Annotated in this window: 12 protein-coding genes; 1 reads left to right on the top strand and 11 read right to left on the bottom strand. The window is 38.4% G+C overall.

The features are described 5' to 3' along the window. Positions 1-140: 140 nt before the first annotated feature. The 7 genes from CI959_RS12030 to CI959_RS12060 form a co-directional block, all read right to left on the bottom strand. Positions 141-1973, bottom strand: coding sequence for a P-loop NTPase fold protein (locus CI959_RS12030; RefSeq protein WP_057317447.1), 1833 nt, complete (start codon positions 1971-1973; stop codon positions 141-143). A 23-nt stretch (positions 1974-1996) separates the two neighbouring features. Next, on the bottom strand, positions 1997-3583 hold the full coding sequence (locus CI959_RS12035; protein WP_057317448.1) for an ATP-binding protein: 1587 nt from the start codon (positions 3581-3583) through the stop codon (positions 1997-1999). Between the two features lie 5 nt (positions 3584-3588). Then, a complete protein-coding gene (locus CI959_RS12040) occupies positions 3589-5589 on the bottom strand; it encodes an AAA family ATPase (protein ID WP_057317449.1) in 2001 nt (666 codons plus the stop codon). A gap of 8 nt (positions 5590-5597) precedes the next feature. After that, a complete protein-coding gene (locus CI959_RS12045; RefSeq protein ID WP_057317450.1) occupies positions 5598-5816 on the bottom strand; it encodes a DNA modification system-associated small protein in 219 nt (72 codons plus the stop codon). Positions 5817-5821: 5 nt separating this feature from the next. Further along, positions 5822-8167, bottom strand: coding sequence for a DEAD/DEAH box helicase (locus tag CI959_RS12050; protein WP_057317451.1), 2346 nt, complete (start codon positions 8165-8167; stop codon positions 5822-5824). A 109-nt stretch (positions 8168-8276) separates the two neighbouring features. Then, complete coding sequence (locus tag CI959_RS12055) at positions 8277-10106, bottom strand: site-specific DNA-methyltransferase (protein WP_057317452.1); 1830 nt, start codon at positions 10104-10106, stop codon at positions 8277-8279. A gap of 14 nt (positions 10107-10120) precedes the next feature. After that, on the bottom strand, positions 10121-10363 hold the full coding sequence (locus tag CI959_RS12060) for a helix-turn-helix transcriptional regulator (protein ID WP_057317453.1): 243 nt from the start codon (positions 10361-10363) through the stop codon (positions 10121-10123). Positions 10364-10575: 212 nt separating this feature from the next. On the opposite strand from CI959_RS12060, the gene CI959_RS12065 reads away from it, so the two are divergent. Further along, positions 10576-11391: a hypothetical protein gene (locus tag CI959_RS12065; RefSeq protein ID WP_057317454.1), complete on the top strand. Its 816-nt coding sequence runs from the start codon at positions 10576-10578 to the stop codon at positions 11389-11391. Positions 11392-11451: 60 nt separating this feature from the next. On the opposite strand, the gene CI959_RS12070 is transcribed toward CI959_RS12065, so the two are convergent. The 4 genes from CI959_RS12070 to CI959_RS12085 all read right to left on the bottom strand — a co-directional run bounded on the left by CI959_RS12070 (position 11452) and on the right by CI959_RS12085 (position 14341). Continuing rightward, entirely contained in the window at positions 11452-11856 is a 405-nt protein-coding gene (locus CI959_RS12070) for a hypothetical protein (protein ID WP_081033158.1), read from the bottom strand. A gap of 35 nt (positions 11857-11891) precedes the next feature. After that, positions 11892-12830 carry a relaxase/mobilization nuclease domain-containing protein gene (locus tag CI959_RS12075; protein WP_057317456.1) on the bottom strand — a complete coding sequence of 313 codons (939 nt, stop codon included), beginning with the start codon at positions 12828-12830 and terminating at the stop codon, positions 11892-11894. Then, positions 12820-13128 (bottom strand): MobC family plasmid mobilization relaxosome protein, encoded by a 309-nt coding sequence (locus CI959_RS12080; protein WP_057317457.1) that lies wholly within the window; start codon positions 13126-13128, stop codon positions 12820-12822. The genes CI959_RS12075 and CI959_RS12080 overlap by 11 nt, the downstream gene beginning before the upstream one ends. 160 nt (positions 13129-13288) lie before the next feature. Then, positions 13289-14341, bottom strand: a complete 1053-nt coding sequence (locus tag CI959_RS12085; protein WP_057317458.1) for a DUF6371 domain-containing protein — start codon at positions 14339-14341, stop codon at positions 13289-13291. Between the last annotated feature and the right edge of the window lie 53 nt (positions 14342-14394).

The following is a 14394-nucleotide window of genomic DNA, read 5'->3' on the forward strand; positions in this document are numbered from 1 at the left end:
TTATACAGATTTACGGAAAAACTTTGCATTTGAGGCAGGCTTATTGTCTGTTCCATTTGCTAGACTCGTCATGGCTCGTTTTGCTGCAGACCAATTAGGCGAAGATTTCAAATTATGTGATTGTGATGTACCCATATTTATTATTTTTGAATTTTTCGTTCGATAGCTTTTGTTAAAGGGTTCGCTTTTGGCAAACTATTTATATAGTTATGTATCTCATTGCTTAATGAAAGCATTCTAACAAAAAATATATCCGCTTTTGTATCTATATCTTCGGTCTTTATATTACTGAATAATAATTTTAATCTGTCTATTTTGTCACCAAATAATAAATTATTCTCATCGCAATTAAGTATTCTCCAACAATTTTCTGACTTTGGATCTTTTCTTAGGTTATCATTAATCAAGTGAATAATCATGTCTTTTTCTGAATCATCGCAAGCATTAATAATTCCAGGCAAATCTCGCTTCATCATACTGTTTGTTTGCAAGGTACATAATCTTCGGAATAACAGCATGACTTTGTTTGTAACCAACGAAGCTATTGGTTTTTCATTTTTCAAAGCATCTCGTGCTATCCAGAAGTAGTTTTGTAAATTTATATCTTTTAATGACGGATCTGAGCTTAACCATTGCCTCAAATAATCTGACGACCAGTTGTCTTTCCATTGTGGATTTTGAATACCATTTTCAGTTTTTGCTTCTTGCTCAACATCATCCAATGGCAAAACACCTCCATTTGCATTTTGAAGTTTATAAAGTTCTTCAAAACGAGAATTGTACAGTGTGTTGTACTCCAATACCATTAGTTTGGTTAATACTTCAGGGCGTATATCTGTAAAACCTGCTACCTCAGCTAACTCTTGACGTACATATAAGGTATTTAGAAAACGTTTTAGTTGTCGTGGATTACCATTTAAAAAACGCTTAATAAGAGGTACAGTTGGTAAACGATATTCTACTGCATGAAAATCAATTTTTTTATCTTTGGAAATATTTGCTTTGATGTCATCTATATTATATTTGGAATGCTTGTCTGTTTTTCTGAACTCCAAATATTTCTGATGTATTTCATTAAAGTAGATATCATTTAAATGATTTTTGCATAGAAGAAGTGTGATATAAGTCTCTTGCTCGTTGTCAGACAAACGTGGCAGTTTGTATGGTAGCTGAATGAGTTTTTCCAAATAGTCTGAAAATGGACTGGATATATCTTCTTTCTTCATTTGAATAGGATAATGCTGACTAATAGCATATTCAATAATACGTTCATCTGCACCAATGATAAATGCGGTTTTCCTTACATTTACAAACAACTTGACGGCCTCCAGGCAACCAATAATTCTTTTGGGTTCACATCTATCCAAATCATCAATATAGACAACAACAGCCTTATATCCCATATCGTCAACCAATTCTTCAAAGAGTTCTCTGAATGTTGCGATAAATTTTGATGTATTACCTTTTGCTACATCTTTAAGTAGATTGTTGTATTTATCCTTGTTTGTTATCTTATCAAGGTCTTCCTTTGTTGGCAACCATTTCTTCAGCCAATCAGGAGTGAGATTTTCATAGGCTTTCTTCAAGATAAATACGCCTGCTTTCAAAAAGTTGATTCGCTCGAGCAAATCATCTACCCGTTCAAATACATCTTTTCGCTTATTAATATCTTTGTCAAGTGCTTCTAATATACTTTCTATCATTGTCAGTTTTGTTGAGTCATAGCTTTCAAACTGCCAACTATTAAAATACACTTGAAGTATAATCTTACAATCCTTTTCATGTTGAGATTTTTCCCATTCATGCAAGGACTTTTGAAGCAATAGCATCAAACTACTTTTTCCAGATCCCCAATTTCCAAATACCCCTATGGAAATGGGTAACATATCATCATTCAAAATTATTTTTTTGAGTAAATCTGCATGGACCTGATAGCCAAGCAAATCTTGCGTTGTTTCATTATCTGACCACATTTTATACTCTTAAATTAAATTGTTTATATCAAGTGTGTCACATTAATTTTCTTATACTTATTCCCCATGCCAAGGGCAAAAGCCATCTGGTCTTTTATAATCAGCTCACCCTTTTGAAGCCCGGCTATAGCAGTCCTGATTTCCTGGAGTTCCTGGCCACTCACGCCAAACAAGTCTTTAATGACCTTATCATCAATAGTCTGCTGTTTCATAATCAAAGGATACTGAGCATTGGCATAAAAATCAAAACCTTTTGATTTGAAGCTACTCATGTTCTGAGTGGCAAGGATAATACTCAGACCTTTATTTCGTCCTACAGCAATTAGATTACGCAGGGGGCGATTGTCAAAGTCAAGCATATAGTGAGCTTCATCAATAATAGAGAAATGACGTATTTGCACGACTTCGTCATTTACTGCTTGCTTATCCAGTAGCTCATAAATGTTGTTAAGTTTAGACATCAAGAAATACACAATAGCTTTGGCAATAGGGCCATCTTTGGGATATCCATCCATTTTAATAATGTAGCTGTCATCAATCAAGGAAACTTTATCTTCTGATTCAAAGATATGCGCATTAACCAATTGTTTCAGAACAGAAGAAATACTATCATCATTATTTGCATCTTTCATTCGTGATTGATAGCATTTCAGCATTAATTCAAATGAAATAGGGGCGCCATTTGTCGATTTGTAGGCTTCTACAATAGCTTCACTAAGACGGTTGTTCATGTTGGCACTCGCACTTACTCGGTCTATAGAACATAAAGCAGAAGACATTTCTGTAGAGTACAGATTAATTTCATTGATAGAGCGTCCAGTGAAATCCTTAAATGGAGTAAAAGGCAATGGCTGTGTCAATGGATCCAGAATACAAGAACGGTCCACATCGAAGAGAGATAACCAATGGTTATTCTGTATATCGCTGAACTCTCCTTTGTAATCAAACAAAAGAAAATTCACGGGATATTGTGATTCTGTGGATAACATTCTGAATTGCTGAATCAAGACTGCCAGCAAATTGGTCTTTCCGGAACCTGTGGCTCCCGCAATAATAATCTGTGAGTTGGTAATGGAACGACTGTTTATATCCAAAGTTGCTTCCATTTCTTCATCACCATAATTACCAATCAGAAGATTCAGAACTGGAATATCTTTTGCCATGGCTACTTTGTTGTTCATGGCGTATAAGAAGGAATCCAGATTGTTGTCAGCCATCAGATAGTCACGCCCACGAAGCATTTCTGCTGCGATAATTCGAGAAAGGGTGGCGTTTTGAGTCCAATCAATGTTCAAGTCTGCGTATCTTAGTTTTAACAATGCTGAATATAAGGTGCTTAAATCATGCATTGTGAAAAAACTGGGAGTAATTCTTATGGATGATACAGACAATTGTATGTCCTTGTAATCATCCATGGAACGCTTTGTAGGCAAACTTAGTCCTACGATGAAGCAGATACGCATTACCTTATTCTGATTCAAGTTTATACGTTTCTCCCGATCAGCCGTTCTCGAAAGATTGATTTTTGATTCAATCAGTTCCTTGATTGGATTGATTGCATCAAACAATCCTTCCATTTGGCGCGTATTTGAAAAATTTATGATGCTCATTTCTTTTACTGATTAAGAGTTAAACCAAAATAACCGTCTTCAACCGTAGTATTCTGTGCTTCTACATTGCGATGAAGTGTATAGGTTTTGGAAATAAACGGTTCCAGTTTGATGTAGTCGCTGTCTGTTCTGATTTCAGAGGTCGTACAAAGCAAAATAGTTTGTTCTGCCAATTGTGGAAAATATTCTTCCATCAAGGCATCACGACTTTCATTGTCAAGAACACCCATTACTGTATCAATCATTACAGGTGGATTATAATCTCCCAGGTTTCGCAATACTTTCAATAAAACTTGGATAAAGATTTGTTTGGATGCAGCATTAAGCTGATTCAATGAAATCTCATTTCCGGCAGTATGATAGAGTTTTATATTGAATTGTTCAATGCTGTCGGACAACTCAACTCTGGCTACATGACCTTTGTATGAAACAAGTAACTTGTTGAGCTGTTGCTGCATTTCACTTTCAATCTGGGCTTTTTTCTTCTTCAGCAAACTGTCTGCAATCTTTTCAAACAGAGGCTTGAGCTTGACCAAAGTGTCGAATTTAATATCAGGTTCTTGCTGAATTTGTACATCAAACTGATGAATCCGTTTCTCAAGACGTTGAATGTCTGCTTTCAGAGTCGCTTCCTGACCTTTCAGTTTCTCTATCTGTTTTTGAGCGGCTTCATAATTTTGAATTAGATATTCATTACCACCGGCCTGTGTTTGTTCCAAGGTCTGTTTTTGAGAACGTAAGTTATCCAACGTGGAAAGTTGAATTTCAAGTTCCTGGCGCTGGCGGTCAAGTGCAATGAACTGATTAGAGCCAGTTCGTTTTACCAAATTAGATAAAGCGGTTACTTCCGCTTCGTCAAGATAACCAAAAGGATCTTCTTTATTAGTGCTATTTTGGATAGCTACAATATGAGATACAACCTGTTCTTCATCCACCGATTCACTGCACAGTGACAAATCTTTTAAGTAAGTTATAATTTTGTTTGTCACATCTTTCAATGTTTCCAACGGATAGGCACCTGTATTCTCTTTCTGAAGTTGTTCCTTTATGTGCAGGATATTATTGATTTCTTGTGCCAGGTTCGAAGCGAATTTAGGTAAGAATAAATCAATTTCTATATTGTCAACAAATGCTTTCAAGTCCTCAGCATAAGTTGCTGCACGTTTTACAATATCGTCAATTTTACTGGCAAGCTCCTGTATCTTTTTGTTAAGGGCAGAAGCTTCTTGGGCACCGTCTTTTGCCCGTTTATATTCCACTTCTACCGACGCAAGATACTTATATTTTGTATCTTGTTCTGCTATACAAGTATTTAAGTCTGCGGTCAGCTTATCCTTTTGTGCGCACAGCTCATTATATTCCTGAGCTTCTTTTTCTGCTTCAAGACGTTGTCGAGCCCATTCCTGTTGTAGTTTTTCAGCGGCACGCTTTAACTGAAGGTATTTTTTGAAGCCCAATACATTCTCGAAATTATCACGAATGGTTTGGGCAAATACATTTTTCTTCAGCAGTTCACTCGATTGCATTGCATCAAACAGGAAATACTGACTCAGTTCCTGAGGCAGATTGGCTTTGATGATTTTATTGATTTCCTGTTCTGCCTTTACCCGGTCCTTGGGGGCAGTCATTGTACCATAAACATACATGTTACCGTTCATGTTCAGCGATACGCTTTCCAATGGCTTTCCTTGCGGATTTAACTGATAAACACGCTTTAATATGTACTTCTGTTGCTGACCGAGTACTTTCCCTACAAATGTTATCTGTAAGGAAATCTCAGGTTTGGCTGTGTTTAAGGCTCCCTGATTGAGCAATTCCATGAAATGCTCTTTGTTTTCAATTTTCAAACCATAAAGAGCTCCGCTTATGGCCTCGAATAAAGTAGTCTTACCGCCACCATTTGCACCGCCAATCAGAATAATAGGGCGATCATCATCGACTGTCAAATCCAAATCAAGTGACAAGTAAGTCTTATAATTGCTTATTTTAATTCTCTGTATCAGCATAATCGTATTTATTGACGTATTTTTTGGATTGCATTACGGATGATGTCTTCCGTTTCATTATCACTCATTTCTATCACGTCAACCTTCTTGGCATGATAGGCCTTCAGAATATCTTCACTTAACCAGTCAAAATCTATACCTTCCGCTTCACAGATTGCTTCTATCATAGCTAAATCATCTTTGCGGATGCCGTAGTGAACAAATTTTGGATCTATACCTTTAGCCATAATCTTTATGCGTTTTCAGGATAAAAAGCATCCCAGTTTAACAAATCAGTTGTATTCTCAATGGGTAGTTTGGAATATAGCCAGTTACTTCCATCTTGAATGATAACTCCTCCATAAAGAGGTGTATCTTTAGTTGAATATTCCTGGATATATTGCAACAAGGCATTATGTTTCTCAGGAGCAGTTACATCACTTCCGGCACTTTTCGTATCGAAAAGATATACATGTCCATTCTTCATACGGATAACGAAATCAACATAAAATAAAGATTTTCCGTATGCAATGGCGTAATGTTGTTTCCCTTTATCCCCATTCTTATACCACCAGTCAATCCATTGTGAATGTTCTTCCAAATATTTCACAAATTCCTTCTCCGGATTAGAAGCTTCGTTAAGTTGAACGAATGGCAACAAAGCATGATTTTTTGCAGTCTCAATATGATTGGTTTCACTGTCATAGACTCTTTCTTCCGGAACTTCCCAGTTATATTGTTTTAATTCTCTGGCTGCCGCAGATCTTTTCTTAGCCCGCTCTCTTTTACGGGCGTATGTTTCTAAGGCCGTGTCCAGTAAACGGTCAAATTTGGGTCTGTTATCATAATAAAGAACGACCTTCTTGGCATCTGTATCGAAAATTCCAAAATAGTCGGCGAGCATTTCAAGCAGATAGTTGACTATTTTATCGGCTCTACCTTTACTTTCAAATTGATGTCCCTTACCGCTTATATATGCCATAAATACGCGATCTATTTCAGATGCTTTACGGGCAAAGCGGACTTGATCTACCTTCAATATCTGTTCTTCATTTTGGAAGTGAACATCCTTTGGAATTTCCACATTTATTGTCTTGACATCCAAACGAATTGAATTCTTTACCCGTCTTCTGTTTTCATTTACTAAATCGTCATCACTTTCTGGCAACGGAGTAAATTCATCATTATCATTTCTTAAAGCGGCCAATTCAGCGATAGAAAACAATCCGGCACCTCTTTCCAGTTTCCAGAATTCATCAGCCACTTCATACAATGTTTTTTTGAAGTCGGGTCCTAAATAATTTCGTTCCACATTAGGGCGTTCCGAATAGTAAGCCGGTAGAGATACATTCTCAAGATTTTCACGTCTGCATGCCGTAATCGTATTTTTCAAGATATAGTCGGAATCGGCTGTGACAATCTGAATTTTATCTTTTGCAATATCGGTATAAACATAGCCGATATTAAGCTGTTCTTTCGGATAATGTTTCTGTTCCGGCATTCTCAGAATACGTCCTACAGTCTGTATCGTAAACTGATCGCTTTGCAATTTTCTGAAGATTAGCAGTACTGCTGCACGAGGGCAGTCCCAACCCAAAGCAATTGCTTCTTTGAATAGCAATACTTGTGTCATATTATCGGGACGTTCCAATCCGGCGAGATTCTCTTTTTCGTTGGCGAGCCATACGGCCAATAATCCGTTTTCTGCTGTTATTCCACAAATGGCTTCCAAATAAGTTTTTACCTGTTCTGTGATAGCTTGGTCTTCCGAAGTCATGGATTCCTTCGTATCGTTGGGCAGTTGGATAAGTAATAGTGGATTGATTTTGACACCTAATTCCTGATAAAGCTCTGCCAACTGATTACGTTTTGCCAATGCCGCTTTAATCAGATTTTCGTTCAGTGTGCGTTCTTCGCTGAAATCCAGTTCTATATCCGGATTCAGCACGACTTCTTTCTTAATCATTTCAGCAGCAATAACATCCTGTCGGTAAACTTTTACTTTTTCATCAGGATGAAGTGTTTTAGGTGTAGCCGAAATACGCAATTCTACAGCCGGATTGATACGTTCCAGCACCGCTGCCGATTTATCTGCAGTCTTTGACCAGAACATGTGTTCCTCATCTATGATGGCAACAATGGGCAAATCGTATTCCTCTTGTGTTCGTCGTGCAATTTCATACAAAGAAGCAAAGCTTTCGTTTTCGCGAACCATAACATTACTTTCTTTGTTTACACTTTCCCAATTGACAAACAATATTTCTCCGGGTTGTATGCCTTCACTTTGGTCAATCTCGTCAAACATTACAGGCCGAAGTTTGCGTGTTTCACCAAAAGCATTCTTTAAACTGGCATAACTTTGCAGATGAAGTTTACGAGGTGCAAACCAGATATATGCAACTTCCTGATAACGGCTGTCACCACGCTCCTTCAATTCATCGGTTATATATGCCAAAGCCTGACAAGTCATGACCGTTTTCCCCGCACCGGTTGGCGCTTCAAACACAATTTTATGTCGTTTGCCGCCGAGGTTTAACAGACGGATTGTTTTATCGGTCAGCTCATTGATAGCGTTCTGTTGGTATGTTATATTTTTCATTATTCCTTTTTTATTTTCAGTGTTTATTATGGAATTACCTTTTTCCAGAAGCAGTTATTCGAAATTTTCGAATAACTTAAACCACATATCATGTTTCTATCTGATATATCTATACTTCCTCATTGTATTCAAAATTCAACATTCCATTAAACTGCTCTTCCTTTTTTTCTGTAGTAGCCAAAACATCTTCTTCAGGGAAAACGACAGCATCCTTTTTCTTAGGCAATATTCTGCGGTAAGTATTATAGATGGCTTGTGGCAGAGCGCACAGTTCCACTTTGTCACTGACATCATCAAACGAACCTTCCCATGGGTCTTCACTGGGTGAGAACACATAAACCTTTATTGGTTGAGATATGTCCATATCATAGATAATATCAACCAGTTCATCGATAGCTTCTTCACGATAAATAATAAGCATCTGTTTTTTCCCATCATCGAAATAACGGAAGACACCTTTATAGGTTTTTTGCCCTCCAAAAGTATTCTGTTCCGTATAGAGGTTTTCCTTGATACAAAGCATATCTGTAGCAAGATTTACCAGTTTTCGCATATTCTGCATCGAGCGACTACGACCAACAAATCCGGTACGGTAGTAACGGAGATTATTCTTTGTTAAACCAGCTACTTCTTCACCTTTTGAGTTTGTATAACCTTGAATCACTCGTCTGTTTCGTTCGTATGTAACTTCTTCACATATATTGTTTTCATTATTAGTGACAAGAATACATTGACGATGGCCTCCATCTTCTACATTCAGTTGCATAGTGGCGTGAAGAGTTGTTCCGCTGCCTGCGAAGAAGTCAAGAATTGTAATAGAGTTCAAATGAGGTAAACTAATATTTAAAAGATATTTTATTAATGAAAGGGGCTTTGGATATCCAAAAGCCTTTTCACTAAAAATATTTGTAATATCTTTAGTCCCATCTTGAGTCATACCAACACTATCACCCATATATGAGCTTACACTTGTATATCCAAATCTATCTCCAGATTTAGCTATATCATCTTCTTTCCAATAACGAAGTACAGGTTTAGATATTTTAAGGAAATCGTAATCACCTGGGAATACAATACGATTCTCTTTGTAATATCTTTTAAATGTTTCTTCAGTTATAGCCCAAGTCCTATTAGGATTAGCTGGAAATTCTTCTTTGGTTATAGGATTAATTATAGTAAAAAAACTATTAGGTCTTTCTAATGCTGTTGTTTGTTTTGTTAAGTCATGTATTCTCCATGGTCTATTAGGAAAATCTGAACTTGTATAATATTTGCGCGTTTCTTTCTGAAGACCTGCTAAAAAATTTTTATTAGCAAAACATAATATCCATTCATAGTCTTGTGATAGATAATGTGGTACATCCGATTTCGCAGTTCTTTTACGCCAAGGTATTGTTGCAACAAAATCTATGTTATGTAAGATCTCATCACAAAGCATTTTTAGCTGAGCCTGTTCATTATCATCTATTGAAATAAAAATCACTCCACGGTCAGATAACAACTTCTTAGCTATTTTCAAACGGCGGCTCATAAACGACAACCATTTGGAGTGTCGATAAGAATCCTCCTTATCCACATAGCTATCATTATATATAAAATCCTTATTCCCTGTATTGTACGGAGGATCTATATAGATTATATCAATTTTACCCTCATGCGTATAAGCTAAGGTAGCAAGGGCTTCCAGATTATCTCCTTCAATCAGAATATGGTTTGGTGCATCTTTATCTTCACTGATAATGGCACGTTCCGGCACCTCTGTCAAGATAGGCAGTTCATCACGAAGACGTTCTTCTACGACTTCGGGCTTATCTTCCCATACCAAACCATAAGTTTTATTCTCTCGTAGCAAACCTAACAGGGCACTACGTTCCTTATCGGTCAGTCCTTCTAAAGTGTTGATACGTTTTATAAGATTGGCTCTATCATTACTGTTCATAACATTACTTGGCTTTACTGTTTTTGAATTCTGACTAACTGAACATCATCACGTGTAGAGTTCAGCAGTTCTTTAATATCTACATCCAGAACACGTGCTATCTCCAGCAGCGTTTCCAGTCCGGGTTGTGATGTGTTGGTACACCACTTCGATACTGTGGCAGGGTCCTTGCCCAATTGTTCGGCCAACCATTTGTTGGTCCGCTTCCTCTCCACAAGCACAACCTTGATGCGGTTTATGTCTTTTTCTTTTTCCATAAGGATTTTCTTTCGTTCTATGCAAAGATAAGAAAGCCTATCTATTTTTCATCATTCTAATAGGACTATTTGCAATATAAATTGCGAATTAGTTCAATATTATAAGTTATTTCTTGATAACATAATTTCTTTTTGGAATAGAAATCTGTATCTTTGTAGGTAACAATGTTTTGATATAGGCAATTGCTGATAGAAATATAAATATTAATTATATGGAACAAATAATAACAACAACAGTTGTAACATTAATATCAGGAGCTATCGGTGCCATAATTGGTACCTATGGCGGAGCGTTATTTGCTGCAAAAAGACAAGAAAAACATATAAAAGAACTTAGACAAGTCGCTATAAAAGCTTTAAAAATATTCCAAAAGTATGCTCGTAATAAACAAACTTACGATGTTGCAGCTTCTGAATTCAATAATGCATTAAGTATTGCTGAGAAAAGAGTTTTTATTGTTGCATTACATAAGTTGGGTATCCCTATTCTGGCGACTCCAGATTCTAAGTTTGACATACAAAATATTGTATTTGAAAAAAGAGAAATAGATAAAGACGAAATAGAAGCTATTATCAGTCAAATACAATTAGGACATTGTGATCAGTTATTTTACATTGAACCTGATAATTATTTTAGTGAAAACATTCGTTTAAAAACATTACGTTATATTGCCAAAAGATGGGTAAGAGAAGTTTTTGGTAAAAGCAAACTTGATCGTTCTCAGAATCCTATTGTTATAGTTTATCCTACTAATTGGTGGCTAGGTTATACATTAGGGGAAAGGTTAGGAATTGCGGTTTTAAGAGAACGTATATCTTTAGACGAATATTTTGATGAACAAGGCTTGCCTAAGGAAGATTCTATTGAGCGTTTAATAACAGACATAGATCGTGGTCTTTGGGATAGTAGCTTCTTTTGGGATATAGAAAATTATCGAAGTGTAACTGCTACAAATTCTCTTAATAATATGATCTCTCAATTATTAAACAATAATCAGAACAATACTATTCAGAAAAAAGAGAGATAAAAGACAAAAAGTTTGTAAAAAAAGCAACAGAGAGGATTTTCCTCTCTGTTACGAAAAAAGTTACACCTCTAACTCCTTCAACGGCAATCCATAATTATATTGTCTGAAAAGTCCTCTGTGGATAAGTTTCAGACCAAGGGTCTGATAATACTTGTAGTCGTCATCCTCGGTGCAGAGGTATTTGTAACCATAGCGCGGGGCGTACTCCTTGAAGAAGCGGGCAAGGTCTTTCAGGTTTTCCTGCTGGTTTCGTTTGAAGTTGCTGCGTACAATGATAATGCTCCAGTCGGGGATGCTGCCAACACCACAACTGTATTCCCAAAAGCGGATGTATAAATCCATTTCGCCTACATGAACAGAAACACAAATGCCGTTGGCGTTGTGCATAATGGAACAACAGTTTCTGTAACCGAATCTCTCACACAAATAGAGATTGAAATCGTAAATAAAATCGGAATAGTTCATAATAATTTGAATTTTGATGGTTAATAAAAATTTGATTATAGACTGAAACCTCGCTTGCGTTTCGGTTTCTTTTTCTTCTTTTTAAGCCGGTTGGCCTGTATCGCTTCCTCTGTATCATAATCCGTAGGAGAGGGTGTGAACAATCCCACACTGATGCCGGAATGATTCTCCTGCTGGTATTCATGCCGAGGTTCCTCGCGTATGGTTGCTGCCTGTACCTGACGCTGGTTCATGGTAGCGGAAAGAGCGTTATATCTCAGTTCCTGGTCGATGTTCAGGAAACTGAACTGACGATCAATCTTGGAACCGCTAAAAGTCAGTTGGTCACATGTGAACTTGACACCTTGCATCTCTCCGGTCGTGCGACTTAGCTTCCATTGCGTATCAATTCCGTACTTCCGTAAGGCCAGTCTCAGTTCACTCCAGCTTCGGGCGTTCGGAACTTCTCGTTTCAAGGCATGATAGATAAAATACTTTACCTTGTCATGACGACGTAACCGCATGAAATTGACATGCTCTTTTCCTTCGGCAAAATGCAAGCGGTAACGGGCTGTCAGCATCTTGCAAACCTTTTCATTTCGGTAGCGGTCGTTCTTGTCGCTGATGGTGTAGCCATCATTATCCACCCGGTTGTAAACGATGTGACAATGCGGATGGTCACGATCAGTATGCCGGGCGATGATGAACTGTGTGTTCTCGATTCCCATCAGCTTCATATAGTCGTGGGCGATTTTCAGCATCAGTCCATCATCGTCACGGATGCGGTCACCGTCCTCTGCGGAGAAGCTCAATGATATATGGCCGACCGTATTCTTGACCTTGTCGTTCAGTAAAGTCTGCAACTCGAATTGTTCCGCTATTTCTTCAGGTGAACCGTAGACACCAACCGCTTTCAGCAGGCGCGATTTATCCTCTTTCAGCACATAGTTTACGCACCCGGAAAACGATGTGCCTTTGACAATCTTACCTATCATCCTTGAGCTGTTTTATGAGTTGGGAAATCTCTTGGGCGACGGTCCGACACTCATCAGCCACACGATAAAAACCGTAAACGTTGGCTCGTTTGGCAAGCTGATTCAGGTTCGTGCTTTCGCCAATCAGTTTACGGATGATGTCAATATTTTCTCTTGTAATCCGTTCGCGTACTGTACCATGTTCGATGAGCGAACGCACTACTTCGCTTTGACTGCGTTTACTGCGTCGGCTGAGTGCTCTGAGCCAGCCGAACTGTTCGTCTGTAAGACGGATTGTAACTGTATTTTTCTTGTCCATACTATTTGCTTTTGAGATTAATAATTGTGACCATCGGGAGCTGTCTCACCGTCTTTTGAGGTGAGCAAGTGGCCGGGAAATGTAATACACCGGCATAAACTTGCTCCAGTGAAAAAGAAGTGAATCAGACATCAGAAAGTCATCGTTTGAAAATTCCTTTCTAGGAACGTTGAGCCATTGCTGAAAGAGGTGTTTTCTCCACATTGACAAGCTGTAAATCGAAAGTCTCGACCAGTGTTTTTAGGGCTGGATTCAATGTGATAAGACGATTAAAAATAGCCTCCTTAGTTTCTTCTCTCAGCAGAAAATCGGCAATGTCATAACCTGCATCACGTTCTTCTTTTGTTGCATTTCTTTCCATAAAATCGAAGAGAGAAACCTCTATTCCCAGGCTTCGGATCATCTCCATTTTACTGTTCCAATAGTCGGTCGCACCCAGATCGGGGAAGAGCAGGACACGTCGGTTTCTCAATACGCTCATGGCATCCCGATTGAACGCTCCGTTCTTTCCGCCCGAAGCAATCCATAGATATTGCGGCAGATAGAAACTGGATATCAAAGCGCTTTTTTCACTCTCCACAAGGGCAACCGGACGCTGCTGGTCGGAGGACAAAAGATGTTCACCAAACAGGCATTGCCGGAGGTTGAAATTTTCTTTCTTCAATAGGGAATGTACCCACGTGATGTAGTTGTGCGGCTCTTTAATCCGTCTTCCGTTTTCGGGATTGTAGAGCATCACTTTCCCGGTGCGTACCCGTCCGGAGATATCCACTTGCCAGAAGACAGTAGCTCCCGGCCAATGCTTTGAGGTTCCCACATGGTAGCGCAACATCAGCTCTTCGGTAACCTCCTGTCCGAAATGAAAACTCAGGAACTGAAACAGTTTGTTCGTGTGATACAACTTCAGGGACTGCCTCATGATTTCCGGCTCAATGAATGAAGGTTCAGTAGGCAGACTGATGCGTGGCCTTGACACCGGTACAAACTCTTCGCTCAATCGCTCCTTGGCCGTTGGGTTTTCGTCAAAGTACATTTTGGGCGTATAGTTGTAGCCGCACTTCTGTTCATGGTTGCATCGCCCTACATAATCAGGAAAGCTGATTTGCTTTTCCGTATCGATGTATTTGGCGAAACAACTTTTGCGGTGGCAGTTCGGGCATGTGTGCCGGGTGCTGACACCTTTGTATGGTTCTAATGTGAATCTGTAGCTCATTTTTCTTTCTGTTTGGATGTTACTATGCACATTTTCGCAACTTCACAAACCCC

It is taken from the genome of Parabacteroides sp. AT13, from assembly GCF_002272965.1.
GTDB classification, from domain to species: domain Bacteria; phylum Bacteroidota; class Bacteroidia; order Bacteroidales; family Tannerellaceae; genus Parabacteroides; species Parabacteroides distasonis.

Excerpts from the sequence above, each read along its gene's own strand:
- CI959_RS12065 (WP_057317454.1), top strand. The coding sequence starts at position 10,576 with ATGGAACAAATAATAACAACAACAGTTGTAACATTAATATCAGGAGCT.
- CI959_RS12050 (WP_057317451.1), bottom strand. The coding sequence starts at position 8,167 with ATGAAAAATATAACATACCAACAGAACGCTATCAATGAGCTGACCGAT.
- CI959_RS12075 (WP_057317456.1), bottom strand. The coding sequence starts at position 12,830 with ATGATAGGTAAGATTGTCAAAGGCACATCGTTTTCCGGGTGCGTAAAC.
- CI959_RS12035 (WP_057317448.1), bottom strand. The coding sequence starts at position 3,583 with ATGAGCATCATAAATTTTTCAAATACGCGCCAAATGGAAGGATTGTTT.
- CI959_RS12060 (WP_057317453.1), bottom strand. The coding sequence starts at position 10,363 with ATGGAAAAAGAAAAAGACATAAACCGCATCAAGGTTGTGCTTGTGGAG.
- CI959_RS12030 (WP_057317447.1), bottom strand. The coding sequence starts at position 1,973 with ATGTGGTCAGATAATGAAACAACGCAAGATTTGCTTGGCTATCAGGTC.
- CI959_RS12040 (WP_057317449.1), bottom strand. The coding sequence starts at position 5,589 with ATGCTGATACAGAGAATTAAAATAAGCAATTATAAGACTTACTTGTCA.
- CI959_RS12085 (WP_057317458.1), bottom strand. The coding sequence starts at position 14,341 with ATGAGCTACAGATTCACATTAGAACCATACAAAGGTGTCAGCACCCGG.
- CI959_RS12080 (WP_057317457.1), bottom strand. The coding sequence starts at position 13,128 with ATGGACAAGAAAAATACAGTTACAATCCGTCTTACAGACGAACAGTTC.
- CI959_RS12055 (WP_057317452.1), bottom strand. The coding sequence starts at position 10,106 with ATGAACAGTAATGATAGAGCCAATCTTATAAAACGTATCAACACTTTA.
- CI959_RS12070 (WP_081033158.1), bottom strand. The coding sequence starts at position 11,856 with ATGAACTATTCCGATTTTATTTACGATTTCAATCTCTATTTGTGTGAG.
- CI959_RS12045 (WP_057317450.1), bottom strand. The coding sequence starts at position 5,816 with ATGGCTAAAGGTATAGATCCAAAATTTGTTCACTACGGCATCCGCAAA.